The sequence below is a fragment of the Daejeonella sp. genome (genome assembly GCF_030684675.1).
GTDB lineage: Bacteria > Bacteroidota > Bacteroidia > Sphingobacteriales > Sphingobacteriaceae > Daejeonella.
Map to the genome: position 1 here is coordinate 103756 of NZ_JAUXXZ010000050.1, position 23991 is coordinate 127746.

Sequence of the window (23991 nt, forward strand, 5' to 3'; positions counted from 1 at the left end):
ATTGATTCCAAAGGATACCGTCGACAAGATTATTGAAACATCCCGTATTGAGGAAGTTGTAGGTGATTTTGTGTCTTTAAAACGACGTGGGACCAGTATGATCGGCCTTTGTCCCTTTCATAATGAGAAGACCCCTTCTTTTCATGTTTCTGTTGGGAAGGGGATTTTCAAGTGTTTTGGATGTGGTAAGGGTGGCGATTCTGTCCGTTTCATTATGGAGCATGAGAAAGCAACTTACCCTGAGGCACTTCGTTATCTGGCCAATAAATATAGCATTGAAATTGCGGAGGTTGAAAACACCCCTGAAGAGCAGGCGGTAAACGACCGGCGGGAAAGTTTGTACATTGTTTCTGCCTGGGCTGCGAAGTTTTTTCAGCAGCAGATGCTTGAGACTGATGAAGGCAAAAGTATCGGACTCAGTTATTTTAAGGAGCGTGGTTTCAGGGATGATATCATTAAAAAATTTGAATTGGGATACTCTCCCGATGTATGGGATGCATTGACCCAAAATGCCCTTACAGAAGGCTATAATATTCAATTTCTCGAAGAAACCGGCCTCACTATCCGCAAGGAGAATGAAAAATTCTATGACCGATTCCGTGGTAGAGTGATGTTCCCTATACATAGTTTTACAGGAAGGGTCATTGGTTTTGGGGGAAGAACTCTAAAAACCGATAAGGCCGTTCCGAAATATGTTAACTCTCCCGAAAGCGATATCTATCATAAATCGAACGTACTCTACGGATTATTCTTTGCGAAGAAATCCATGCGCGATGAAGATAATTGCTATCTGGTTGAGGGTTATGCCGATGTGCTTTCGGTGCATCAGGCAGGGATTGAGAATGTAGTTGCTTCTTCAGGTACTTCATTAACGATCGAGCAGATCAGAATGATTGGCCGGTTTACCAAGAACATCACTATACTTTACGATGGTGATGAGGCGGGAATCAAGGCATCATTAAGGGGTTTAGATATGATCCTGGAAGAGGGGCTGAATGTAAAAATCGTCCTTTTTCCCAATGGGGATGACCCCGATTCTTATGTACAGAAGTTTGGAAGCGCAGCATTTAAATCTCATATCGAAGGGAATAAAAAGGATTTTATACTTTTTAAAACCAGTATTCTTTTAAAGGATGCCGGAAATGATCCAATCAAGAGAGCAGGAATAATCCGGGAGGTTGTGGAGAGTATAGCCAAAATATCTGATGAGATTAAGAAATCAAACTTTATACGTGAATGTAGTTCTCTTCTTCAAATTGAAGAGCGTGCGCTTATTCACGAACTAAATAAAATTACAAGATCAGCAAAAGCTAAGAAAGAAATATATACTCCACCAGTTGAAATTTCAGATACAACTATTAGTACTGAGGATATTTCAGACATCAGGGGACTAATAGATACAGATGAGGCGCAGGAGAAAGAGATTGTTCGCCTGCTTCTGAACTACGGGCACGAGCTGGTGCACTGGGATGATATTACGGATACCTATATTGCCCCTTACATCATTTCCAATCTGGCCGATGTTACATTTGAGCATCCGCTTTGCATCCAAATCATTGAGGAATACAAAAAGCAGCTTGAGAATGGGGAACTTCCTTCAGAGCAGGATTTTATTAAGAACTCCGACCATCAGATAGCAGATTTAGCAATAGCTATGGTTTCATCGCCCTATATCCTGAGTGAAAACTGGTATGCGCGAAGAAAGATCTACGTCAGAAACGAAAGTGAAAATCTTAGGTCGACCATTCTGGGAGGTATTTTTCATTTAAAGAAGCGTAAGGTCGACCGGATCCTCAGAAAAATACGGGATGAAATACAGGCTGAGCCGGATGCTGATAATCAGGCTATTCTGATGCGCAGATACATGCAGGTGAAAGAGGTAGAGAAAGGCATTTCAATGTTTCTGGGTTCTGTTATCCTGAAGTAATGGCCCTGCATAATGTCTTTGGGAACCAGGGTGAATTGCTTGCAAAAAAGTATCTTGAGGAACAGGGTTATGAAATACTGGATGAGAACTGGAGATTCAGGAAAGCAGAAATTGATCTGATTGCTTACAAAAACCCGATTATTGTTTTTGTAGAAGTAAAAACCAGGGAGAATAATAGATTTGCTGAGCCCGAAGATTTTGTGAGTAAGGCTAAACAGAAACTTCTGGCTATGGCGGCCGGGGAATATATTCATCTGATGAATCATCAGAATGAAGTGCGTTTTGATATAATTTCGATCCTGTTTAATAAATTTGGGGATCCGGTAATCAGGCATACAGAAGATGCATTCTGGCCATGAGATTCAGGAGGATACTCTTTAATAAAATAGAACCATGCGATTTAAATTAATTTGCCTCTCAGCCTGCAGTATTTTATTTTTCACACATTGCTCGAATGAGGGGAAGCAAAGTGCTGAATCTTCTGCCTGGGTAATGCCCGAGGCCGGAACTTCTGTAAATCTTGGGGATTCGGTAAACCTGGAACTTAAGTTGAATGAGAAGGCCGATTCTGTCGTCTATTTTGCTGATGGAGTAAAGCTAAAAAAGGCTGCAGATGAAAAATCGGTTGCTGTACCAACTGGAGATCTGCAATTAGGGATAAAAGCCATAACCGCAAAGATCTACAGGGGCCATTCAGAGCCGGAGGAAATCAGTACCAATATCGTTGTGAAATCTACGCTGGTTCCTCAGAAATTCGGATATGTAGTTGAGAAGGTGTTTAAGCACGACACCAGTTCCTATACCCAGGGACTGGAATTCCATGGTGGCTATTTATATGAGAGTGATGGACTTGCGGGCGAATCCAGTTTACGAAAAACTGACCCTGCCACTGGTAAAGTACTGCAAATGACAAAGGTTCGGGATGAGCTTTTTGCCGAAGGAATTACCATTGTGGGTGATAAAATCCTGATGCTTACTTATCAGAATAATGTCAGTCTGGAATATGATCTCAATTCCCTGAAACTGCTTCGTGAATTTCCAAACCAGTATCAGCGCGAGGGCTGGGGCTTATGCAATGACGGAAAAGTGATCTATAGCAGCGATGGTAGCAATACCATTTACATCCTGAATAAGGACACCTACATGCAGGGAGGTTCTATTGAGGTTTATGATCAGAACGGACCTGTTAGAGAACTGAATGAGTTGGAATTTATTGATGGCCGTATCTATGCAAATATTTATAATTCTAACCGGATTGTGGTTATCGATCCGGCTAATGGACAGGTTACTGCTGAGGTAGATCTTAGCGAATTGTATGCTGATTCAGTCAGGCCAATGAAAGATTTCGATGGTTTTGTTTTGAATGGCATTGCCTGGGACAGCAAAGGAAAACGTTTATTTGTTACCGGTAAGAAATGGGATAAGTTATTCCAGATAAAACTGGGGCAGTTGCAATTTTAAATGGAAAACGTGTCATCCCGAAAGCTGCCCTTCAGCAGCTGAGGGAACTCAGTGATTTTAGATCGAATTTTGACTCATTAGCACGATTTCCTTCACTTCGTTCAGGATGACAGGTTGCAAAACGCATAAAGCTTTCCCCTTTCAGCTTTCCTCTTTCAGCTTTCTTTCCCCTTTCAGCTTACTTCCTCCAAACCTTATACTGATTAATCAGCCCATTAGTTGAAGCATCATGCCCAGTTATGGGCTCATCATCCTCCAACTCTGGAAGTATGCGCCCGGCCAGTTGCTTCCCAAGCTCAACACCCCACTGATCATAACTGAAAATATTCCAGATGATGCCCTGAACAAATATTTTATGTTCGTAAATCGCGATAAGCGAACCTAAAGTATAAGGAGTTATTTTCTTAATCAGAATTGAGTTGGTTGGCCTGTTCCCTTCAAATACCTTGAATGGGGCCAATTCCTCAATTTCATTCGCATTCTTTCCGGCAGCCTTTAATTCTTCTTCAACTTCCTCCCTGCTCTTACCGTTCATTAATGCTTCTGTTTGAGCAAAGAAATTGGAGAGCAATAATTGATGATGGTTGGCAATTGGATTATGGCTTTGCGCCGGTGCTATAAAGTCGCAGGGTATCAGTTTTGTCCCCTGATGGATAAGCTGATAGAATGCATGTTGACCATTGGTGCCAGGCTCTCCCCAGATTACCGGTCCGGTTTGATAATTTACCGGATTACCATTTCGGTCGTTTGATTTACCATTGCTCTCCATATCACCCTGCTGGAAGTAGGCAGCAAAGCGGTGCATATATTGATCGTATGGAAGGATCGCCTGACTTTCGGCACCAAAAAAATTGGTGTACCAGATCCCCAGCAATGCAAGAGTAACCGGTATATTCTCTCTGAAATCACTATTCCGAAAATGATTATCAGCATCATGCGCTCCGGCAAGTAATTCTTTAAAATTTTTAAATCCTATTCCGCAGGCAATACTTAGACCGATAGCACTCCAAAGCGAATAACGCCCTCCAACCCAATCCCAGAATTCAAACATATTGGTCGTATCTATCCCAAATTTCGCTACCCCCGCTTCATTTGTAGAAATTGCTACAAAATGTTTTGCGACGTCCTTCTCATTTCCTCCGCTCTTTAAAAACCAGTCGCGTGCCGAATAAGCATTAGCCATCGTTTCCTGGGTAGTGAAGGTTTTGGAAGCGATCATGAAAAGCGTGGTCTCGGGATCAAGATTTTTGAGTGTTTCGGCGATATGTGAACCATCAACATTGGATACAAAATGAAGTTTAAGATGATTGCTGTAGGCTTTTAAAGCTTCAGTAACCATCACCGGACCCAAATCAGAACCCCCAATGCCTATATTAACAATATCTGTAATAGATTTGCCACTATATCCTTTCCATGTTCCTGAAATAACCTGATCGGAAAACTGCTCCATTTTATCCAATACCTTGTGGATATCCGGTAAAATATCTTTCCCATCAAGTATGAAGCCTGTCCTGTCGGGATTGCGCAAAGCGGTATGAAGCACTGCCCTGCCTTCTGTTTCGTTGATTATTTCTCCCCTAAACTGCTGCTTGATCGCATCTTTTAGCCCACACTCTTCAGCCAATTGCAGCAATAAATCATGAGTTTGGGAATTAATGCGGTTTTTAGAATAATCGAGCAAAATATCACCAAAGCTGATCGAAAACTGTTCGAATCGTTTTGGATCCTTAAAAAGATCCCGGAGGCTCTCTTTTTTTATCTGCTCAAAATGTTTTAAAAGTGCCTTGTAAGCATCTGTGGAGCAGAAATCTATTCTTGGAAGCATAGGATTGGTTAATTGAATAAAGAAAAATCATTCTAGTATAGTAAAATTAGATTTTATATCTATTAATTTGAACTAATTTCCAACCTGACCAATATAAATTAATGAAAAGATTACTAAGTATTCTGCTTCTGGGCTGCTGGATTCCCCTGTCTGCACAGACTAAGGCCGACGATGTAAAGACATTTACATTAAATAACGGCATGAAATTTCTGGTACTTGAGGATAGTTCTATTCCAAATGCCAATATGTACCTTTTTTATAAGGTAGGATCAAGGAATGAATATCCGGGGATTACCGGATTATCACACTTCTTTGAGCATATGATGTTCAATGGTTCAAAAAAATTCGGGCCCAAGATGTTCGATCAGACCATGGAGTTTAATGGGGGTGCCAACAATGCTTATACGACCCAAAATCTTACTGTTTACACAGATTGGTTTCCGGTAAGCGCTATGGAAACCATTTTTGATCTCGAATCCGACCGTATTTCCAGCCTCAGTATAGATCTGAAAATGATTGAAAGCGAACGTGGTGTTGTTTTGTCTGAGCGCAGTACTGCTCTTGAAAACTCACCCTGGAATATGCTGAATGATGCAGTTTATGCGACAGCTTTTCAGGAACATTCCTATCACTGGACAGTTATAGGTTATGAAACTGATATCAAAAACTGGACTAAGGAAGATCTCGAGAAATATTTCAAAACCTATTATGCACCAAATAATTGTGTGGTGGTAGTTTCCGGGAATGTAAAAGTGGCTGAAGTAAAGCGTTTGGCTGAAAAATATATGGCTCCGATTCCTGCAAGTAATCCTCCAAAACCTGTGAATCTGGTTGAACCGCCTCAAACAGGTGAGCGAAGGGTTTATACTCAAAAAGAGGTACCAAGCCCTCATTTAATGATTGGATACCATACACCGGAAGCAAAAAGCAAGGATTTTTATCCCTTGAGTATACTAAGTTCGGTGCTTTCAAGCGGAAATTCGTCGCGTTTGCATTCAGAGCTGGTCGATAAAAAACAACTGGCTTCTATGGTTGGTACTGATTTCAGTGAAAGCTTTGATCCGAATCTGTTTATGATCTATGCTTTAGCAGCAAAAGATGTAAAGGAATCGGATATTGAAAGTGCTGTTTACTCTGAAATAGAGAAGATCAAAAAGGATGGAATTACCGACCAGGAACTACAAAAGATAAAGAACCAGAAGCTGATGGAATTTTACTCACAGCTAGAGACCATTAACGGCAAATCAAATAATATCGGCACGTATGAGCTATTCTTTGGCGACTACCGCAAGATGTTTGATGCACCGGCAGAGTTTTCGAAGGTTAGTATTGAGGATGTAAAGCGTGTGGCGAATGAGTATTTCAAAAAGTCAAACCGCACGGTCGGGATTTTAAAAGCTAATGTGGAGGAATAAAGATATGAAGAACTTAAAAAGATATACCAGCCTTGTCCTTACTGTTTTGATGTTAAGCAGTTCCGCATTTGCCCAGAATACACCGGCAGCTTTTAAAGTGCCGGCATATGAGAAATTTTCTTTGCCCAATGGTTTAAGCATATACTTAATGGAGCAGCATGAAGTGCCTGTGATCAGCTTATCGGCTATCATTCCTGCAGGAGCGATATATGATGGAGCCAAATCAGGATTAGCAAGTTTAACTGCTGCGGGTTTACAATATGGAACAAAGAGCTATAGTAAGACTAAAATTGAAGAGGAGCTGGATTTTATTGGCGCAAGTCTGAATACCTATGCAAACAAAGAATCTGCCGGACTTTCTTCAAAATTTGCAGCGAAAGATGCGGATAAGGTTCTTCCAATTTTAAAGGAGGTGCTGGTTGACCCAGTCTTTGATCAGGAAGAGTTTGAAAAGGAACGGAAACGTGTTCTTTCAGGTTTGGATCAGGCAAAACTTAGTCCGAGAAATGTGATAAATGCCTACTGGGATAAATTCATTTTCGGGGATCATGTCTATGCCAATCCGGTTGGCGGAAGTCCTGTTACGGTTGGAAAATTCATCATCGAAGATTTGAGAAATTTCTACAAATCTAATTATGGTCCGCAGGGGTCTGCAATTGCAATTGTAGGTGATTTCAATTCACAGGAAATGAAAACCCGTCTTAGAAATTTGTATGGAGGCTGGAAGAAGTCTGCACTTACACAGAAGGCTCTTGCGGCTTTGCCAGTGAAAGCAATACAATCTTCCCGGGTACTGCTTGTAAATAAGGAAGATGCTCGTGAGACCACCCTTTTTATTGGTGGATTGGGTATTCGTCGGGATAATCCAGATTTTGTAGCGATTGATGTTGTTAATACAGTTTTTGGAGGTCGCTTCACATCCTGGTTAAATGATGAGCTTCGCGTAAATTCGGGACTAACTTATGGAGCTAGAAGTGGATTTAGCCCTCTAAAGAATTCTGGAACATTCTCAATTTCGACTTTTACAGCTACTAAAACGACTCAGCCTACTCTTGATAAAGCATTGCAGGTACTTGATAGCCTTCATAAAAAGGGAATTGATGAGAAAACCCTGACTTCAGCCAAAAACTATGTCAAAGGTCAGTTCCCACCCAAATATGAAACTGCAAGTCAGCTGGCGGGTTTGCTTACCCAAATGTTCTGGTATGGATTTGATGAATCGTTCATAAATAATTTCCAGGCTAATGTCGATGGACTTACCGTCGCAAAATCAAAGGAGATAATCAATAAGTATTTTCCAAGAGATAATTTACAATTTGTACTGATTGGAAAATCGGAAGATATCAAAGGTATTGCGGCGAAGTATGGACCTGTGACTGAGAAGCAAATAAAAGCAGACGGTTTTTAATATAAGGCTGACAGGGTTTTTAACGCTGTCAGCCTTTATTACTTAATTTTTATATTTTTGCATCATGACCAAAGAAAATATTACGGATTTAAGAGACAGAATAACGTCTCTGAGGAGGCATCTTTGACATCGACAAGAAGTTAGATGATCTAAAGAACGAACAGGATATAGCCCTCAGGCCCGATTTCTGGGATGATCCCAAAGAGGCCGAAAAATCATTGCATTCTATTAATTCCAAGAAAAAATGGACTGATGAATTTCAAGCCGCTGAAGCTTCTGTGGAGGATGCTGCTGTTATGCATGATTTCTTTCAATCTGGAGATGCGACGGAGGCTGAACTCAAAGAACAATATGAAATTACCTTAAAAAGGGTTGAAGAGCTTGAGTTCAAAAATATGCTCAGTTCTGAGGAGGATCAGTTAAATGCAGTGATGCAGATTACTGCAGGAGCGGGGGGGACTGAAAGTTGCGACTGGGCTTCGATGTTGCTAAGGATGTATGTAATGTGGGGAGAGAAGCATGGATTTAAAGTTTCAGAACAGGATATTCAGGAAGGTGATGTTGCAGGAATTAAAACGGTTACCATTCAGTTTGAAGGTAATTTTGCCTATGGTTACCTCAAGGGGGAGAACGGTGTTCACCGTCTGGTAAGAATTTCTCCATTTGATTCAAATGCCAAGCGTCATACTTCATTTGCCTCGGTTTATGTTTATCCCTTGGTTGATGATACAATCGAGATCTATGTGAATCCTGCTGATATTGAATTTGAAACTTTCCGTTCTGGTGGTGCCGGCGGACAGAATGTGAACAAGGTGGAAACTGCGGTTAGGTTATATCATAAACCTTCGGGCATTATTATCAAGAATCAGGAATCAAGATCACAGCTTCAAAATAAAGAGAATGCGATTCGCTTACTGAAGTCTCAGCTTTATGAGGCTGAAATGCGTAAACGTCAGGAAGCTTCTGCTACGATCGAAGGGAATAAGAAAAAGATTGAATGGGGATCACAGATCAGAAATTATGTGCTGCACCCTTATAAACTGGTGAAGGATCTTCGTACAAATTATGAAACTTCCAATGCACAGGCAGTTCTTGACGGAGACCTGGATGAATTTTTGAAGGCGTATTTGATGGAATTTTAAGATGAGCTAAGTATCAAGAGCCAAGAACCAAGACAGATATTTAATAGAGTAGACTAAAACGTATCAAGGATTTTAGTTCTGATAATATCATATTAATTTAATCTTGCCGGACTAATTAGATTGACTGATTTTCTTTCGTTTTAGAAAGCAAGGTCTGTGATTCTTCGGTTCTTCCAGTCCCGTGTTCTGCTGTAGTTTTTCGCGTCAGGTTTAATAGATATCATGCCGGATAACTCCGGAGGAAAGGGCTGAACCAGCCTATAACACACAGGATTGCTTTCCAAAATAAATTAACATGGCTCCAGAGCCTTATCTGACCACTTATAACCGTGTTATTTTACCCTTCCTTCTGTCGAATTCAGGTTATTAATAAAAACTACCTGATCACTTTGGTATTTCCACCATTCGCAATCGCAATATCCATTGGCTTGTTCGTTTTCCAGGAACCGGCAGTGAAATCAGGAATCTTAACAGTCATTTGATTGGCAACCGACCATTCGGTCAAAGGTCCGATTGCGCTCCATAATGCCGCATCATATACATCCTGATCAAGCGGAAGACCATTCCGAAGACAATCAATTGTACGCCAATCCATTAAAAAATCCCCGCCCCCATGGGCTCCAACCTGCTTTGCAATTTCACCCAGCTTCTTAACAATATTAGGCTCATACTTCTTTTGTAAGGCCTTGAATTCATCATCAGTAATCCAGGTTTGAGCATCAGATCCTCTCCAGGTTTCAGGAGTAGCTTCCCTCGCGACAGAAATTTTTTCAACAGGAAACTGAATCGCCGTAGCTTTAGTTCCGCTTATTACCAATCCGTCAGATTTAGGGCGCGGTGAAGTGACATCATGCTGCAGCATAATTGTGCGACCCATATTAGTGCGTATAGTGGTGGTATTCATGCTGCCCCTGAAAGGCTTATCGACATATTGCTTATAAAAAGCATCTTTCTCTGCCATCTTTTTAGCCAGGTCATTCATCATAAAATCATTCCCTGAGACTGAGACCAGGTATTCGAATTTATCTCCTCTGTTGATATTCATTACCTGAGCAATAGGACCCAGGCCATGAGTAGGATACAGATTACCATTTCTGCCGATATTTTCTTTCAAACGCCATTGATCATAATATTTATCTTTTGAAAAATGTCCATAGAGCAAATGATGAATATAAGCACCTTCTCCGTGAATAATTTCTCCGAAAAATCCTTCACGAGCCAGGTTTAACATCAAAAGTTCATAAAAACCATAACAGGCATTCTCCATCATCATGCAATGCATTTTGGTTCTTTCGGATGTTTCAACCAATTGCCAGCACTCTTCAACCGTTTTTGCGGCAGGAACTTCAATACAAACATGTTTGCCCTGATTCATTGCATAAACAGCCATGGGAGTATGTAGTTCCCATGGAGTAGCAATAAAAATCAGGTCGATATCTTTACGTTCACAAACCTTTTTCCAGTCCTCTTTGCCGGTATAAGTGTCGGGTTTGAAGCCGGTCTTTTCAATCCTCTTTTTCGCTGAGTCTAACCTGTCCTGACGCAGATCACACAATGCCTTTATATCAACCCCTTCCAGGATGCTTACCTGGCCAAGATGCGCCGGACCTCTGTTTCCCAGTCCAATAAAACCAATCCGGACAACATCAAGCTTAGGTGCGGCATAGCCCGACATATTAAAGTGCTGGATGCGAGCTGCCTGTTCAGGTGCCGTTTTGCCATTATTTTCAGGTTCTGATGCAATACCATTCAATACACCAGTGCCGGCTACACTAAGCCCAGCCATGCCTGTAAGCTTTAAAAAATCCCTGCGATTGTTTTTCATAATAAATGCTGTGTTTTAGTTAAATACTGTTTCACCCTGCTTTTTGAGCTTTGCGCGCATTTTTGCAAACTCCATCCGGTATTCGTTAAGATTGCTACCACTTATCTTTTGCCCCGACATGCTTACTGGATTTACAATTCTAATCTGTTTCCCGCTAAGTCCGGCGGCCAGTGAGACATCTCCCCAGTTCAGAAATCCCGGAAGGTGGATTGCCATACTGAAGAAATCAAGGGATCCACCACTATCAAACTGGTAGCTTAGTGGTGCATCCCGCATAATGATATCATCCACATTCCCTCCCGTAGCGGCAAGGAATAGAGCCGCGAGTCCGGCTTCCTTATTCCCATCTATACTCAGCTTTTGAGCCTTATAATTTGACTTAAGGAAGTCAGTTACAACATTCAGCTCCTTTACCCATTCTCCCAAAATGGTTCTACCAAGCCATAATTCAGAACGCGACAAGGTGTGCAGAACCATGCTCTTATTATTTGCAATCTCCTTAGTGGAAGTGCTCTCCCCTGTACCGGATAGCTCGGCAATCACTATTCCCTGCCCCTTTTTCTTTAATTCACTGATCAATTCGGCTGAAATTCCCTTTTTCCCTGAGGTATTGCTGATGATCATGTATCCCAGTTTTGGGTCAGCAGGCGCCAGGTGTAAGATTGGAATCAGTTTAGTATCAGAAGTTTCTAATGCAAATCGGTCCCAGCCCCCAAGCCTTTCAAACTGGTGTACTTTTTTAAGTTCTGACTGCTCATTTATCCTCAAAATAGTTCGAAGTTCTTTTTGTTTTTCAAGGGCATTCAAATTACTTGTGTTGAGAAAGGCAGTTCTTAATTCCTTTCCACGTTTCTCACAAAACTCTGCGGTTGTTTGTACTCCCGGATCACGCTTGCCTATTGGGTAAACGAGTAGTTTTTCTTCAGGCAACAGCTCGAAAGCTGATTCTTTTTTAGACATACCTGTTCCAATACCTTTGAGGTATAGATCAAACCATCCCAGCATCGCTTCCCGGTTCTCGGGCCAATAACCATGGGTTTTATCAAATACCTGATAAGTGATGTTCTTCTCTACTCCTAACATTTTAAAAACCGGAAGTGCATTACTAACCGTGCGCTGCATTTCAAATGGTAAAAAAGCAGGTGCAGAATCCTGTTTGTGATTGCACATCATAATCGCCCGGGGTGCAACAAGCGCTATAATTCCTGCTTCTTCAGTGAAAGTCAATCCGTCAGGTAATAATTCACAGATACAGTTGGACCTCATCACGTACGATTCAAACGTTCCGACACTAACCACCGGAACAGCCGCTTTTATGCGTTCATCCATCGCAGCTAACCACATGGTTTGATTCCCGCCACCACTTGCACCTGTAGCACCGATATTTTTAGGGTCGACATAGGGCAATGAGCTGAGCAAATCCACTCCCCTGATATTATCCGAAATCTGAAAGCCTGCCAAAGATTCGCCGACATTTAAAAGTGAGGCCCCCAGACTTGTTCCATGGTAGTCAAATGCACCATGGACTGTTGTTCTTTCACCCGAACCCCATGGATCAATACTCAGACATACATAGCCCTCAAGTGCCAGACTATGGCCTAATTGCTGCGGACCTTCCGGATCAAATTTGGCTTTCCTCCAATGACCGGGCATCGTAATCACAGCCGGGAACGGACCTTTGCCATCAGGTATGAACAAATTAGCGGTTGCATAAACTCCGGGGCGGGTTTGAAACGCAATATTCTTAATCCGGTACCCTTTCATCTGTATTGAACCGGTTTCCTTTATGTCTAAAGGGAGGTTGTGATTTACAATAAGCCCTGTTTTCTGAATGATCGTTTTCCTTAGATTGGTCCGATATTTAACCCAATCCTCCGGATTATCGGGTAACTGATGTGTTCCAAACTTAATAATAGCCTCATTCCTCAACTTACTTTCAAGGAAATCAGCATGGTTTTTGGCAAAAACATCAGGCAAGCTATCGCTAACTGGATTAATACTTCCATAAATTTTTTTGGAGTCAGGGAGGCTGGCAGAAATAGCATAGACATGCCCGATTGAGAATATTAAAAAAAGCAATATCAGTTTTTTCATTTCAATTTGGATTCTTAGATCTTGTATTTAAATATTTTAGTCCAGTCAATCGGAGCTATCCTGCTATTTCACAAACACCGGAAACAACTTTTCAGCATTTGTCCGGTATATTTTATCTACAACCTCCCGTGGCAGCTTTAGTCCCCTGAATTCACCTTCAACTTTAGGAACACGCATCTTTTGGTCGCTCGTAAAAAACTTCCAGTGGCGCATCCAAACCTCATGAGCATGCCTTTTTATTCCTGCCGGATCTTTTATCCCCTTATTAACTATATCCATTGCAGAACTTCTCAAATCGGTACCATAAACAAGTCTGTCCTGATATTTTATAAAAAAATCATGCACCTTTTGCCATTCCGTCAATGCCTGATATTGTAAATGCGAAACCCGCTCTGCCATATCCACACTCATATTGGGAAATTTATCCAGGCGCTTTGCCAGTTCCTCGACACTCCACTCCAAACTTCCCAAATGTGCTCCTATAAATACCAGATCGGGATGTTTTTCAAGCATCCGGTCTCTTGCATTTATATAATCTTCGTAAGATGGCCGTTCAGGATGTAAATACATATGTTCTTCAGGATGGGCACGGGCATAGTCCCGGTTTCCATTTACCGTCATCTTTTCCAAAGGTAACCATGAGTTTCTGTGTTCGCCGAGATGTCCTATTAATGGGATATGGTTCTTCGCCAGGTAATCAAGTATAGGATCAAAACGGGGATGGTCTATCATAACCAGCTGACCTTTTTCATCCTTCAGAAAGAACCCAATGTTCTTCCATACTTTCACCCCAACTGCTCCATTTTCGACTGATTGTTTTATGTAGCCTATCACTTCCTCCTGCCATCCCTTGTTATTGAAGTTATCGAGTGAAAAAGTGGTGACCCAGGCATTCCGGCCCGGAAATGCCTGTACCATCTCTGCTGAAAATTTCTGTTGCTCTTCAATAGGTTTACCTCCCGACTTAAATACATTCAAATTCAGGAAGCGAAAATTATCTTCTTCAGCCTGTTCTATAAAAACTGTATCTGCATAATTTTGGATATGCATATGGGCATCAATCTTGCGTACGGACTGAAAATCTTCGGCAGTATAATATTCAGGAATTGAATCTCTGCTTTCAGATTTTGGACTATTGACATTCGTACATGACTGTATTAAAAGCAAGAGAACAAGCAGGCCGGGGAATTCAAATACTATTAATTTTTTCATCATTTATTAAGGCAGGCTTATGCCATTTAGCTTTAATGATCTTAATTTACTCACAATCCTGGCAATTGGTAACACGAGGGCCAAAGCTTGCAATATCAAACGATATCAGGAACAACGAATGGTTTTCTATATACCCTTTTTAAGTACGCATCTGCTTCCGGATCATTTATAAATTTTTCATGCTCATTCATAAGCCTTATTTCACGTCCAACGCGATAAGATATATTACCCAATAATGGCAGACAAGAAGAGTAGAAACCTTCATTTATATCGCAGTGAAGAACTTCATTTTTTTCAGCACGAATTGCATCAATAAAATTTGTAAAGTGATCACTTGTTTGTTTAACTCCATCGTCTTTTGACCCGGCAAAAGGTTCTCTTTCCCTTCTACGGAAAGCCTTCCAGGAATCGCCACTGATTTCAAGCCAACCTTCAGTACCATAAAACAGGTTTCCAACCTCTTGCCCCTTGCTTCCCTCATGATTGGTATAACGTCCACGGGTTTCGAACTCAAGCATAGTTCCATCACTATATTTGAAAGAGCATGTCTGTGTGTTAGGTGTTTCCTGGAATGTCTTGTCATGGCCATAAGTCTCTACTCCACCATATACCAATTTTCCTGGAGTCCGCTTATCAGGTTCGCGTTCGTCTTTATTAAAGCCATAAATACCTCCTGTAGAATATATCGATACGGGATGTTCATGTTTATTTAAACCCCATCGGGCAATATCCAGTTGGTGCGGACCGGTGTTGCCGGTATCCCCATTCCCAGTATCCCAATACCAATGCCAATTGTAATGGCTTTTCTTTACATTATAAGGCCTATAGGGAGCGGGGCCAAGCCACTCGTTGTAATGAAATGAAGAAGGAGGAACACTATCCTTTGCCATCCCAAAGGAATCACGTGCTTTATAGCATAAAGCACGTGCCATGTAAAGCTCCCCAATTCCACCCTCATGCAAAAATTTTATTGCTTCCCTTATTGTATTGGTCGAGCGGTTATTTAATCCTACCTGCACTCTCAGGTTTGTCTTTCGGGCAACCTCAATCATCTTTCGCCCCTCCCATATATTATGAGAAGCAGGTTTTTCAACATAAACATGCTTTCCTGCCTGACAGGCCCAAATAGTAGCCAGGGCATGCCAATGATTTGGTATTACAATCGATACGGCATCAATCTCTTTGTCATCAAATACCTTCCTCATATCCCATTCTTCTTTAGGTTTAATCCCGGTTTGATCAAAAACCATTTTAGAGCGTGATGGGAAAAGCAATTCATCAGCATCACAAATAGTTTTAACAATAACATTATGGCTATTTTTCATACCACACCAGCTATTGATATGAAGTGAACCCTGGTTACGTATTCCAATAACTCCAATGTTAATGCGGTCATTCGCTCCGAGGATAGATGCATAAGATTTGGCGCTAAATCCCATACCACCAACAGCAATTGCACTACCACCCACCAGACTCTTTTTTATAAATTCTCTTCTAATTGTCATAATGATCTATTTTCGTCCCTCAAAGCAGTACATTTCTGTACCTAGCTCTTTTTAATATTCGCTTTTAACTTATTGAAAGATTCCAGGTGTTCATACATTGCGGATATTTTATCTTCAGGATTTGTGGAACTTCCTTCCAACAATAACCAACCTTTGTAATTTATACCTGCAAAAAGATTAAAAATTTCCTGATAAGGGTAATCATTCCTATTCAATTCATGGATATGAACTGTATCCCCAAACCACTTTTTAACCATATTAAAATTCTCTACAAGACCAGCTCCCGACACATCAGGTGGATTACAATTCCAACAAATTTTAACATTTGGTTCAGTTACCTGATCAAAAATTGCTTTCATATTGGGCAATAATTCAGTGAGGGGGCCATGAGCTTCTACTCTAATTAATTGTCCAAAATCCTGTGCATACTTTCCAACTTCATTTAGCGAAGCAGCAATTTGGGCGATGGTTTTTTCTGGGGATATCTGAGCCGGCAAGCCATTGGGCTTAACTTTTAAACCCGTTGCACCAATATCCTGACATAGCTTTATATATTCCTTTGTATTTTCAATATTTTGCCGGAGTATTTTTTGATCAGGACTATGATATTCGTAGTTAGAACCATAGCCTAAACAAGTTACAGGACTGTCAGAAAACCTCTTTTTAACTTCTGCCCGCTGCATCGCATTAAGGTTTGATTCAACCCCATGAGCATGCTGGGTGCGAAGCTCTACACCAAGTAAACCAGTCCTGGCACAATTTGCAATCAAGGTTGGTAAATCCCAATCTTTCCCCCAGAGGTAGGTGACTAATCCGGGTTTCATCAATAAATTTTTAGAATTGGAATGCAAATACTTGGAACAGGCCGACAATTGGTTCATTGCGGCCAAGGTGACACCTGCAGCTATGCTTTTCTGTATAAAAATACGCCGGGATAAATTTTTATTCACCATAGTTTGCTTAATCTTAAATTTCCTATGAACATAATTTGTGCTTTTACCCTAAAAATTAATATCCCGCCCGGTATTAATGCGAGCTTATTAATAAAAATCAATTCGCATTTATTTTAATCAAGCTATTCAAAATTATTATTGAAATAATAAGTGCCACTGAACCGTTCAGCAGACCTATTGATTATCTCAATAATATAAATACTTATTATAGTGGGATTCAGGAATAGGGAATTGCGATTGAAACATTTTGAAAAAGAAATTATACTTTTAATTGCTAAAACAAATTAGTAATAAATTATCTCTAAAATCATAAAGTCAAAAATTAATTTGACTTACAAAAAACCATCTAAGGAAAAAATTTCTTCGATTTAATATATCCAAATATTTTAATTGCAATTATCATTTGCCGCTTAACAAATTTGTTCAATTGCTAATTCGGCCTATCTTTACAGCATGAATATCCTCTTACTTGGTTCGGGTGGACGCGAATGTGCTTTCGCTTCCAAAATGGCAGAAAGCCGGCATTTATCGCAACTTTATATCGCACCCGGAAATGCGGGAACATCTGCCTATGGTAAGAATATTAACCTGAAACTAACAGATTTTGAAGGTATAGCTGCTTTTGTTCTGAAATACAATATTGAGATGCTGGTGGTGGGCCCTGAAGAGCCATTGGTAAAAGGAATTCATGATTTTTTTCTCGAACGCAGTGATTTATCGCATATCCCGGTTATCGGTCCGCAGAAAGAGGGTGCTCAACTAGAGGGCAGCAAGGATTTTTCGAAGCAGTTCATGATTAAACATGGCATTCCGACTGCAGCATTTAAATCATTCACCAAAGCCAGCCTTAAAGATGGATTAAAATATCTTGAAACTCAGAAGCTTCCGATCGTGTTAAAAGCGGATGGATTAGCTGCCGGTAAAGGGGTACTGATTTGTGAGACTCTGGAAGATGCAAAAAATGAATTAAAAGCTATGCTTGCCGATGCAAAATTCGGGGAAGCCAGCAGCACAGTGGTTATTGAAGAATTTTTAACAGGAATCGAGCTGTCTGTTTTTGTTTTAACGGATGGTAAATCATATAAAATTCTGCCTGAAGCCAAGGATTATAAACGAATTGGTGAAGGTGATACCGGACTAAATACCGGCGGCATGGGTTCGGTTTCGCCTGTACCTTTTGCTGATGAAAAATTTATGCGTAAGGTGGAAGAGCGGGTCATCATTCCAACCATTGAGGGCTTAAAAAAGGACAATATCCCTTATAAAGGATTTATATTCATTGGCCTGATGGCTGCAAGTTCGGCAGATGGAAAAGAGCCTTTTGTGATTGAGTACAATGTACGGATGGGCGATCCCGAAACTGAAAGCGTAATTCCGAGAATTGAAAGCGATCTCATCGAGTTGTTCATGGGTGTGGCTGATGAAAATCTTTCTGAGAAAAAACTTAAAATCTCCCCGCAATTTGCTGCAACGGTAATGATCGTTTCGGGAGGGTATCCGGGAGAATACCTAAAAGGAAAAGCACTTTCAGGAATAGAAAACCTGAGAAATTCCGTTGCCTTTCATGCCGGAACAGAACTCGAAAATGGCGTCGTAAAGTCCAATGGTGGCAGAGTAATCGCAATCACCTCGCTTCAGGATAATTTGTTTGATGCAGTTCAGAACGCAACTGCTGATGCAGGAAGGATCTATTTTGATGGCAGATATTATCGTCCTGATATCGGTGCCGATTTGCTGTAGATTTGTTCTCCCTAATCTTTATAATTTTTGGATAAATTAACCAAATAGAAATTTTATTTCTTTAAAAGAAATAATTCATTTAATTTATCCAAGAGATCAGGTCCGCGAAGGTCGCGACCAATGATTTTTCCTTTCGGGTCAAGCAGGAAGTTCCTTGGAATACTGCCGACTTTGTACAATGCTGCAGCTTCACTTCCCCAGTATTTCAGGTCAGAAACATGCTGCCAGTTCAGATTATCTTCCCGGATTGCAGCAATCCAGCTCTTTTTATCCCTGTCGAGCGAAACTCCAAAAACAGTAAATCCTTTATCCTTAAACTGCTTGTACGCATTCACAACATTCGGGTTTTCCTGACGGCAGGGCCCGCACCAGGCAGCCCAGAAATCAAGAAGAACATATTTGCCTTTTAAAGAGGACAGCGGAATTGCTTTGCCTGAAGTATCGGACAATGCAAAATCAGGAGCAATGGCACCAATGGAGGTTTTCTTTTCCGAATCGATATAATCATTTACCAGTTTGGCAGTTGAACTGCTTTGTATTGCTGAACTGAGACCACTCAGCAGGCTATCGGCTTCAAAGAAATTAAATTTGCTGCCGGCAATACTCGGGATCAGCAATAGAGATGCAAAAGCTGTAGGATTTTCCTTTACAAAGGACCGTTGAAATTCAAGCAGCTCCCGGTTAACATCCCTGAATGGAATCCGATACAGAGCAGCAATGGAATCAGGAGAAATCCCCGATTGTGATTTTAGTTCAGCATCTTTTCCAATTTGGTTTAACTTTTCGAAATAAGGTGCCTGCCCTGAACTTAAGCGCTGCATATCATCCTGAGCTTTTGAACCGCTAATAAGCGCATCATTAAGTCCACCATTAATCTGAACAGAGATATTACCATAATCAAGAATGAACTGTTTCGTCGTAGCCAGATCCTTTTTAAAATCCTGTTCTATTGAAAGAAAAACGGGAACAGGCTCTGTGAAATTCCCTTTAATGCTAAATTTGCCTTCCAGAACATCCACTTTTTGAACCTTCGGCTTTACATTACTGAAAAAAGAACTTTCTGTAAAATACAGGCTTTTAATCTCCGGGTTAGAGACCGTACCGTTAATAGAATAGGACGCTTGCTGGGCAGAACTGATCAGCGGACAAACAAAAAGTATTGAAAAAAATATGATGTGTTTGAAAAATCTCATGTGCTAAAAAACGTTAATCCTGCAAAATTAGTACTTATTAAATGATAATTTCCTTTATTATTGGGTGTGAACTGAACGTAAAGCGTCTATTGAATTAAGAAAGATAAAAAATGAATGACCCAATCACAGATTATCCCAAAAGCATCCGAAATAAATTCAAAGAACTATTTGGGCAGGAAGCACTGATTATCCGTTCGCCGGGAAGGATAAACCTGATCGGTGAGCACCTCGATTATAATATGGGTTTCGTATTGCCTGCTGCGATCAATAAGGCAATCTGGCTGGGGATCCAGAAACGGGAGGACGATGGGATTAGACTGTACTCGCTTGATTACAATGACGATTACCGCGGCAGCATTTATGATATAGCTCCATCAGGCAAATTATGGCCCGACTATATTCTTGGGGTAGTTGAACAGATTCAAAAAAAACATTCCTTAAAACATGGCTTTAATCTTGTATTTGGCGGGGATATCCCTCCCGGTGCCGGACTATCATCTTCTGCAGCTTTGGAATGTGCGACGGCCTATGCCTTGAATGAACACTTCGGACTTGATTATGAAAAAATGGATTTGGTGAGAATCGGACAAGCAGCAGAAAATGAATTTGTTGGGGTAAAGTGTGGCATCATGGATCAGTTTGCGAGTGTTTTTGGAAAAAAAGAGCATCTTATCCGCCTGGATTGCCGGAGTTTGGAATCTGTTTATGTGCCATTCCATGCCAAAGACATCAAAATATTGTTGTTTGATACGAGGGTAAAACATTCACTGGCTGATTCAGCTTACAATCAGCGCCGTGAACAATGCGAAAAAGGAGTAAAACTCATACAGGAATTACATTCGGAAGTGAAGAGCCTGCGGGATGCCAGCCAGGAAATGCTCGATACCTATGTGAAGCCTGTTGATGAAACTGTCTATCGCAGATGCAGCTATGTCGTTTCAGAGATCAAGCGACTTTTAGATGGTTGTGAAGACCTCAAAAAAGATGATCTGATCAGCTTTGGCAAACGAATGTTTGAGACCCATGCCGGATTAAAAGATCTGTATGAAGTTAGTTGTGATGAACTCGATCTGCTGGTTGATCTGGTCAAAGACAATCCCGATGTGATTGGTGCACGGATGATGGGCGGGGGTTTTGGTGGTTGTACTATCAATCTGGTAAAGGCAGAAGCAGCAAATGATCTTATAAAAAATGTTACTGATGCTTACTTATCTGAAACAGGAACTGAAATGTTGGTTTATGAGGTTGAAATCGAGGACGGGACGGGAATTAACTGACTCAGTTGTGTATCATAAGTGTGTAATGTCATTGCGAGTGTAGCGAAGCAATCTCCAATTAAACAGCGGAGATTGCTTCATCGTGCCTCCTCGCAATGACAATGAAAATAACAGCTGTTCGACATGTTCCGAAGGGCATGTCGAATACTCAGATAATCTGGATTTGCAATCCAGAATTATAGAATAACCGATTTAATCGCAGTATTTGTACCCCGAATCACAAAGTATAGTGACAATATTCAATGTTTTTTCATTTGCCAACAAATACTTCTGCGCCGCAATTACATTCGCAGCCGCTGAATAACCCACATAGAAACCCTGCTCTGAGGATAATCTCTTTTTCATATCCATCACTTCCTCATCACTTACTGTAATAAAATCATCTGCCAATGCTTCATCCCAATGCGGTGGGATCAAGCCGTAAGCAGTACCCTGAATAATATGTTTAGGATCATTGACTTTCCCTGTTTTCAGGATTGCTGCGCTTTCAGGTTCTACAGCAATGCATTTGATGCCCGGATTGACCGATTTCAGGTACTTCGAAGTCCCGATGAATGTACCACCACTACCAACAGATGCAATAAACACATCAGCTTCAGGCAAATCCCGGAGAATTTCCGGTCCGGTATGATTAAAATGTGCCTTAATACAGGATGGATTATTGAACTGATCTGCATAAAATGCATTCCTCTTTTGAGTAATTTCATTTGCTGCTTCTATTGCAAGGGCAATATCTGCACCGGTAACCATTCCTGGGCTTCCATCGACCTGTTTGGTCAGTATAAGCTCTGCACCAAAAGCGCTCAGGATTTTTCTACGTTCCGGACTATTCCCTTCCGACATCACCGCTACAAATGGATTGCCGAATTGCCTGCAAACCAAAGCCAGTCCGGCACCCATATTCCCGCTGGTCATTTCCACGACCGTTTGTCCTCTTTTCAAACTGCCATTCTCATAAGCATCCAGAATAATCTGATAAGCCGCCCGGTCTTTGACACTTCCGCCCGGCTGCAAATGCTCTGCCTTGGCATAGATCTTTCCGGGCAAATCGGCGCTGATCTTGTCGAGGAAGATTAATGGGGTGTTATGGATTAGGTTTAGGGTGCCCAAGGTTTATTTGACTCATTGGACTGGGTATCAAAAGTCCATTTTTCAAAATCTTCATCCTCAAATAAATCCCGAATCAGCAATTCGTCATCACCACGTTCATGCATAACCTTAAATGATTTCTCCCAATTGGCCCTGGATTCTGGGACTATTTTAGATTTATAGATCTGCGAATCTTTCATTCTGACAGTATTAATTTTTCATTTCCACGCTAAAGCTAATCTTTGCATTTAGTGCTTTGAAAACTTTCAGGATTGTCTCTACCCGAGCATCTGTCAGACTATTTTCAAGTTTGGAGATTTGAGCTTTTTGTACCCCGACCAGCTTGCCCAACTCTTCTTGTGTTAAATTACGATCTAAACGTGCCTGTTTGATCGCTTCTCCTAATAGGTCGAGACGCAATTCATTTTCAAAAGCTTCGCGCCTGGGTGTTCCCGCCCGACCGATATGTTTATCAGTGATTTCTTCGAGAGTAAAAATTTTCAAGCCTTGATTACTCATTTTTAGGTGTATTGCGTGTAAAATATAGTTTTCTCAAACTTTCTGCTTTAATCAGATCAGCCTGAGGCGTTTTTTGTGATTTCTTAATAATTCCGTGGGTACAAATAATGAGAGTTTCTGCACTCATACGCTTGTCCCAAAATGCAAAAAGCCGGTAGTGTATATTCTTGTAAAGAGTTCTAAACTCCCAGACCTCATCGTTTAGCTTTTTAAAAAGCTCCTTGTCATTTGAATATCTTGATTTTGTGATATTATAAATGATCTTAATCCTGACTTTCTCATCAAGAAGTACGAGAAATTCAGCCGCCTCTTCCAAAAATTGAACGCTAAACTTCGGCTTCTGTAAATTATTATTCAAAGATAAAAGTTTCTTATTAAGGAAACAAACTATTCCCTTAATAAATCTTAGAATAAGCAGCCATAAGTTGAAATAAAAACTTTAAGGGGGTATTATGATTTAGTTATCGGCAAAATTCAACCTTCAATTTACCTTTGGGTAGGAGTTTCCATATACTGCTCGAAAAATTTCAAATTGGGTTCATAAATCATTTGAGGAGTCACACCTAATTCAACTTTTTCAAACATCTCAACCAACTTATCTCCATCAATTAATTCGAGTTTTATATTTATTTTCTCTATTTCAATTGCAGCTTTTGCAAAAGATCCTGTTGTTATTAGAAGGCCTTTTTCTACACTTCGCTTGTTTGTCTCCATAACACCTATAAATGCTTGGACCTTTTCAGTTGGAACCGTTCCTTGGTACCTTTTACATTGAAAGAATACACTTAAATTTACAAATGGATTAAGCTTTAAAGTGGCATATCCATCAATTCCACCATCATGCGATTTTTGAGTTATTTCTATGTTTTCAAAATCATATTCTAATAAAAGCCTTCCGCACAATTGTTCAAATCCAGTAGGAGAAATATTCTGCAAAACCTGTAATAAAGTTGGCTTTAAATTAACTTGACTTTCTGGCTCATTTTCCTGTTGAAGCTTTATTATTTCTTCAGCTTCGGTATCAATGCTTTGTTGGGGCTTTTCATGTTTTAATTCTTGAAAAACCTTAACCCATTTCAAGAATATTGAATGAGCCTGATCTTCATCAAGTTTAGTTTCCCAACCACTTTGACTTAACGTCCAAACACCATGTTTAGATGTAGCTAATAGCTCTTCCCAAACTAAATATTGTCTAGCCCAAGCAAGCTGATTTTGAAATTTTAAAACACCAGATTTTTCATACCGCTCATTTAAAATATCATCAGAGATATTATATTTTTCTCCAATCCACTGAGTAATTACCTTGGGTTTAGCAGATCCACCCAAATCTCTCAAGGCATCCAAAATAGGCCCAAACCACTTAACAAACTCTGTTTTACCAATTCTTTTTTTTGTCATAATACAAT

Annotated in this window: 20 protein-coding genes; 8 read left to right on the forward strand and 12 right to left on the reverse strand. The window is 40.6% G+C overall.

Annotated features, from left to right (window positions below):
* Nucleotide 1: 1 nt before the first annotated feature.
* The 3 genes from dnaG to Q8M41_RS10705 are packed head-to-tail and all read left to right on the forward strand — an operon-like array spanning nt 2 to nt 3388.
* Nucleotides 2–1927 carry a DNA primase gene (dnaG, locus tag Q8M41_RS10695; protein WP_305365263.1) on the forward strand — a complete coding sequence of 642 codons (1926 nt, stop codon included), beginning with the start codon at nt 2–4 and terminating at the stop codon, nt 1925–1927.
* A complete protein-coding gene (locus Q8M41_RS10700) occupies nt 1927–2286 on the forward strand; it encodes a YraN family protein (protein ID WP_305365264.1) in 360 nt (119 codons plus the stop codon). Before dnaG ends, Q8M41_RS10700 begins: the two co-directional genes overlap by 1 nt.
* Before the next feature lie 34 nt (nt 2287–2320).
* Entirely contained in the window at nt 2321–3388 is a 1068-nt protein-coding gene (locus Q8M41_RS10705; RefSeq protein ID WP_305365265.1) for a glutaminyl-peptide cyclotransferase, read from the forward strand.
* 178 nt (nt 3389–3566) lie between these two features.
* On the opposite strand, the gene pgi is transcribed toward Q8M41_RS10705, so the two are convergent.
* The gene (gene pgi, locus Q8M41_RS10710) at nt 3567–5213 is read right to left on the reverse strand and encodes a glucose-6-phosphate isomerase (RefSeq protein WP_305365266.1); all 1647 of its coding nucleotides are present in this window, start codon (nt 5211–5213) and stop codon (nt 3567–3569) included.
* Nucleotides 5214–5314: 101 nt separating this feature from the next.
* Between pgi and Q8M41_RS10715 the strand changes: the two genes are divergently transcribed.
* The 3 genes from Q8M41_RS10715 to prfB all read left to right on the forward strand — a co-directional run bounded on the left by Q8M41_RS10715 (nt 5315) and on the right by prfB (nt 9178).
* On the forward strand, nt 5315–6628 hold the full coding sequence (locus tag Q8M41_RS10715) for a pitrilysin family protein (RefSeq protein WP_305365267.1): 1314 nt from the start codon (nt 5315–5317) through the stop codon (nt 6626–6628).
* Nucleotides 6629–6632: 4 nt separating this feature from the next.
* A complete protein-coding gene (locus Q8M41_RS10720) occupies nt 6633–8036 on the forward strand; it encodes a pitrilysin family protein (RefSeq protein WP_305365268.1) in 1404 nt (467 codons plus the stop codon).
* A 64-nt stretch (nt 8037–8100) separates the two neighbouring features.
* Nucleotides 8101–9178 (forward strand): peptide chain release factor 2 gene (prfB, locus tag Q8M41_RS10725; RefSeq protein WP_305365269.1). Its coding sequence is split into 2 segments (ribosomal slippage): nt 8101–8160 and nt 8162–9178, totalling 1077 coding nucleotides; the frame shifts between segments, so codons are not numbered across the junction.
* A gap of 376 nt (nt 9179–9554) precedes the next feature.
* On the opposite strand, the gene Q8M41_RS10730 is transcribed toward prfB, so the two are convergent.
* From Q8M41_RS10730 to Q8M41_RS10750, 5 genes are all read right to left on the reverse strand, one after another.
* The gene (locus Q8M41_RS10730) at nt 9555–11003 is read right to left on the reverse strand and encodes a Gfo/Idh/MocA family oxidoreductase (RefSeq protein ID WP_305365270.1); all 1449 of its coding nucleotides are present in this window, start codon (nt 11001–11003) and stop codon (nt 9555–9557) included.
* Between the two features lie 15 nt (nt 11004–11018).
* On the reverse strand, nt 11019–13097 hold the full coding sequence (locus Q8M41_RS10735; RefSeq protein WP_305365271.1) for a S9 family peptidase: 2079 nt from the start codon (nt 13095–13097) through the stop codon (nt 11019–11021).
* Between the two features lie 63 nt (nt 13098–13160).
* Nucleotides 13161–14312, reverse strand: a complete 1152-nt coding sequence (locus Q8M41_RS10740) for an amidohydrolase family protein (RefSeq protein WP_305365272.1) — start codon at nt 14310–14312, stop codon at nt 13161–13163.
* A gap of 92 nt (nt 14313–14404) precedes the next feature.
* Nucleotides 14405–15814 (reverse strand): Gfo/Idh/MocA family protein, encoded by a 1410-nt coding sequence (locus tag Q8M41_RS10745; RefSeq protein ID WP_305365273.1) that lies wholly within the window; start codon nt 15812–15814, stop codon nt 14405–14407.
* 41 nt (nt 15815–15855) lie between these two features.
* The gene (locus Q8M41_RS10750) at nt 15856–16638 is read right to left on the reverse strand and encodes a sugar phosphate isomerase/epimerase (RefSeq protein WP_305365274.1); all 783 of its coding nucleotides are present in this window, start codon (nt 16636–16638) and stop codon (nt 15856–15858) included.
* Between the two features lie 582 nt (nt 16639–17220).
* On the opposite strand from Q8M41_RS10750, the gene purD reads away from it, so the two are divergent.
* Nucleotides 17221–18507 (forward strand): phosphoribosylamine--glycine ligase, encoded by a 1287-nt coding sequence (gene purD, locus Q8M41_RS10755; RefSeq protein WP_305365275.1) that lies wholly within the window; start codon nt 17221–17223, stop codon nt 18505–18507.
* A gap of 53 nt (nt 18508–18560) precedes the next feature.
* On the opposite strand, the gene Q8M41_RS10760 is transcribed toward purD, so the two are convergent.
* Nucleotides 18561–19700, reverse strand: a complete 1140-nt coding sequence (locus Q8M41_RS10760) for a TlpA disulfide reductase family protein (protein WP_305365276.1) — start codon at nt 19698–19700, stop codon at nt 18561–18563.
* Between the two features lie 110 nt (nt 19701–19810).
* Here Q8M41_RS10760 and galK point away from each other — a divergent pair, with 110 nt between their 5' ends.
* The gene (gene galK / locus Q8M41_RS10765; protein WP_305365277.1) at nt 19811–20977 is read left to right on the forward strand and encodes a galactokinase; all 1167 of its coding nucleotides are present in this window, start codon (nt 19811–19813) and stop codon (nt 20975–20977) included.
* A gap of 192 nt (nt 20978–21169) precedes the next feature.
* Here galK and Q8M41_RS10770 read toward each other — a convergent pair whose 3' ends face one another.
* The 5 genes from Q8M41_RS10770 to Q8M41_RS10790 all read right to left on the reverse strand — a co-directional run bounded on the left by Q8M41_RS10770 (nt 21170) and on the right by Q8M41_RS10790 (nt 23983).
* A complete protein-coding gene (locus Q8M41_RS10770; protein ID WP_305365278.1) occupies nt 21170–22087 on the reverse strand; it encodes a PLP-dependent cysteine synthase family protein in 918 nt (305 codons plus the stop codon).
* On the reverse strand, nt 22075–22266 hold the full coding sequence (locus Q8M41_RS10775; protein ID WP_305365279.1) for a hypothetical protein: 192 nt from the start codon (nt 22264–22266) through the stop codon (nt 22075–22077). The genes Q8M41_RS10770 and Q8M41_RS10775 overlap by 13 nt, the downstream gene beginning before the upstream one ends.
* A 10-nt stretch (nt 22267–22276) precedes the next feature.
* Entirely contained in the window at nt 22277–22585 is a 309-nt protein-coding gene (locus Q8M41_RS10780; protein WP_305365280.1) for a helix-turn-helix transcriptional regulator, read from the reverse strand.
* Complete coding sequence (locus Q8M41_RS10785) at nt 22578–22943, reverse strand: type II toxin-antitoxin system RelE/ParE family toxin (protein ID WP_305365281.1); 366 nt, start codon at nt 22941–22943, stop codon at nt 22578–22580. The genes Q8M41_RS10780 and Q8M41_RS10785 overlap by 8 nt, the downstream gene beginning before the upstream one ends.
* A gap of 128 nt (nt 22944–23071) precedes the next feature.
* Nucleotides 23072–23983: a restriction endonuclease gene (locus Q8M41_RS10790; protein ID WP_305365282.1), complete on the reverse strand. Its 912-nt coding sequence runs from the start codon at nt 23981–23983 to the stop codon at nt 23072–23074.
* Nucleotides 23984–23991 lie beyond the last annotated feature (8 nt).

Excerpts from the sequence above, each read along its gene's own strand:
- Q8M41_RS10700 (WP_305365264.1), top strand. The coding sequence starts at position 1,927 with ATGGCCCTGCATAATGTCTTTGGGAACCAGGGTGAATTGCTTGCAAAA.
- Q8M41_RS10705 (WP_305365265.1), top strand. The coding sequence starts at position 2,321 with ATGCGATTTAAATTAATTTGCCTCTCAGCCTGCAGTATTTTATTTTTC.
- pgi (WP_305365266.1), bottom strand. The coding sequence starts at position 5,213 with ATGCTTCCAAGAATAGATTTCTGCTCCACAGATGCTTACAAGGCACTT.
- Q8M41_RS10715 (WP_305365267.1), top strand. The coding sequence starts at position 5,315 with ATGAAAAGATTACTAAGTATTCTGCTTCTGGGCTGCTGGATTCCCCTG.
- Q8M41_RS10720 (WP_305365268.1), top strand. The coding sequence starts at position 6,633 with ATGAAGAACTTAAAAAGATATACCAGCCTTGTCCTTACTGTTTTGATG.
- Q8M41_RS10730 (WP_305365270.1), bottom strand. The coding sequence starts at position 11,003 with ATGAAAAACAATCGCAGGGATTTTTTAAAGCTTACAGGCATGGCTGGG.
- Q8M41_RS10735 (WP_305365271.1), bottom strand. The coding sequence starts at position 13,097 with ATGAAAAAACTGATATTGCTTTTTTTAATATTCTCAATCGGGCATGTC.
- Q8M41_RS10740 (WP_305365272.1), bottom strand. The coding sequence starts at position 14,312 with ATGATGAAAAAATTAATAGTATTTGAATTCCCCGGCCTGCTTGTTCTC.
- Q8M41_RS10745 (WP_305365273.1), bottom strand. The coding sequence starts at position 15,814 with ATGACAATTAGAAGAGAATTTATAAAAAAGAGTCTGGTGGGTGGTAGT.
- Q8M41_RS10750 (WP_305365274.1), bottom strand. The coding sequence starts at position 16,638 with ATGAAACCCGGATTAGTCACCTACCTCTGGGGGAAAGATTGGGATTTA.
- purD (WP_305365275.1), top strand. The coding sequence starts at position 17,221 with ATGAATATCCTCTTACTTGGTTCGGGTGGACGCGAATGTGCTTTCGCT.
- Q8M41_RS10760 (WP_305365276.1), bottom strand. The coding sequence starts at position 19,700 with ATGAGATTTTTCAAACACATCATATTTTTTTCAATACTTTTTGTTTGT.
- galK (WP_305365277.1), top strand. The coding sequence starts at position 19,811 with ATGAATGACCCAATCACAGATTATCCCAAAAGCATCCGAAATAAATTC.
- Q8M41_RS10775 (WP_305365279.1), bottom strand. The coding sequence starts at position 22,266 with ATGAAAGATTCGCAGATCTATAAATCTAAAATAGTCCCAGAATCCAGG.
- Q8M41_RS10780 (WP_305365280.1), bottom strand. The coding sequence starts at position 22,585 with ATGAGTAATCAAGGCTTGAAAATTTTTACTCTCGAAGAAATCACTGAT.
- Q8M41_RS10790 (WP_305365282.1), bottom strand. The coding sequence starts at position 23,983 with ATGACAAAAAAAAGAATTGGTAAAACAGAGTTTGTTAAGTGGTTTGGG.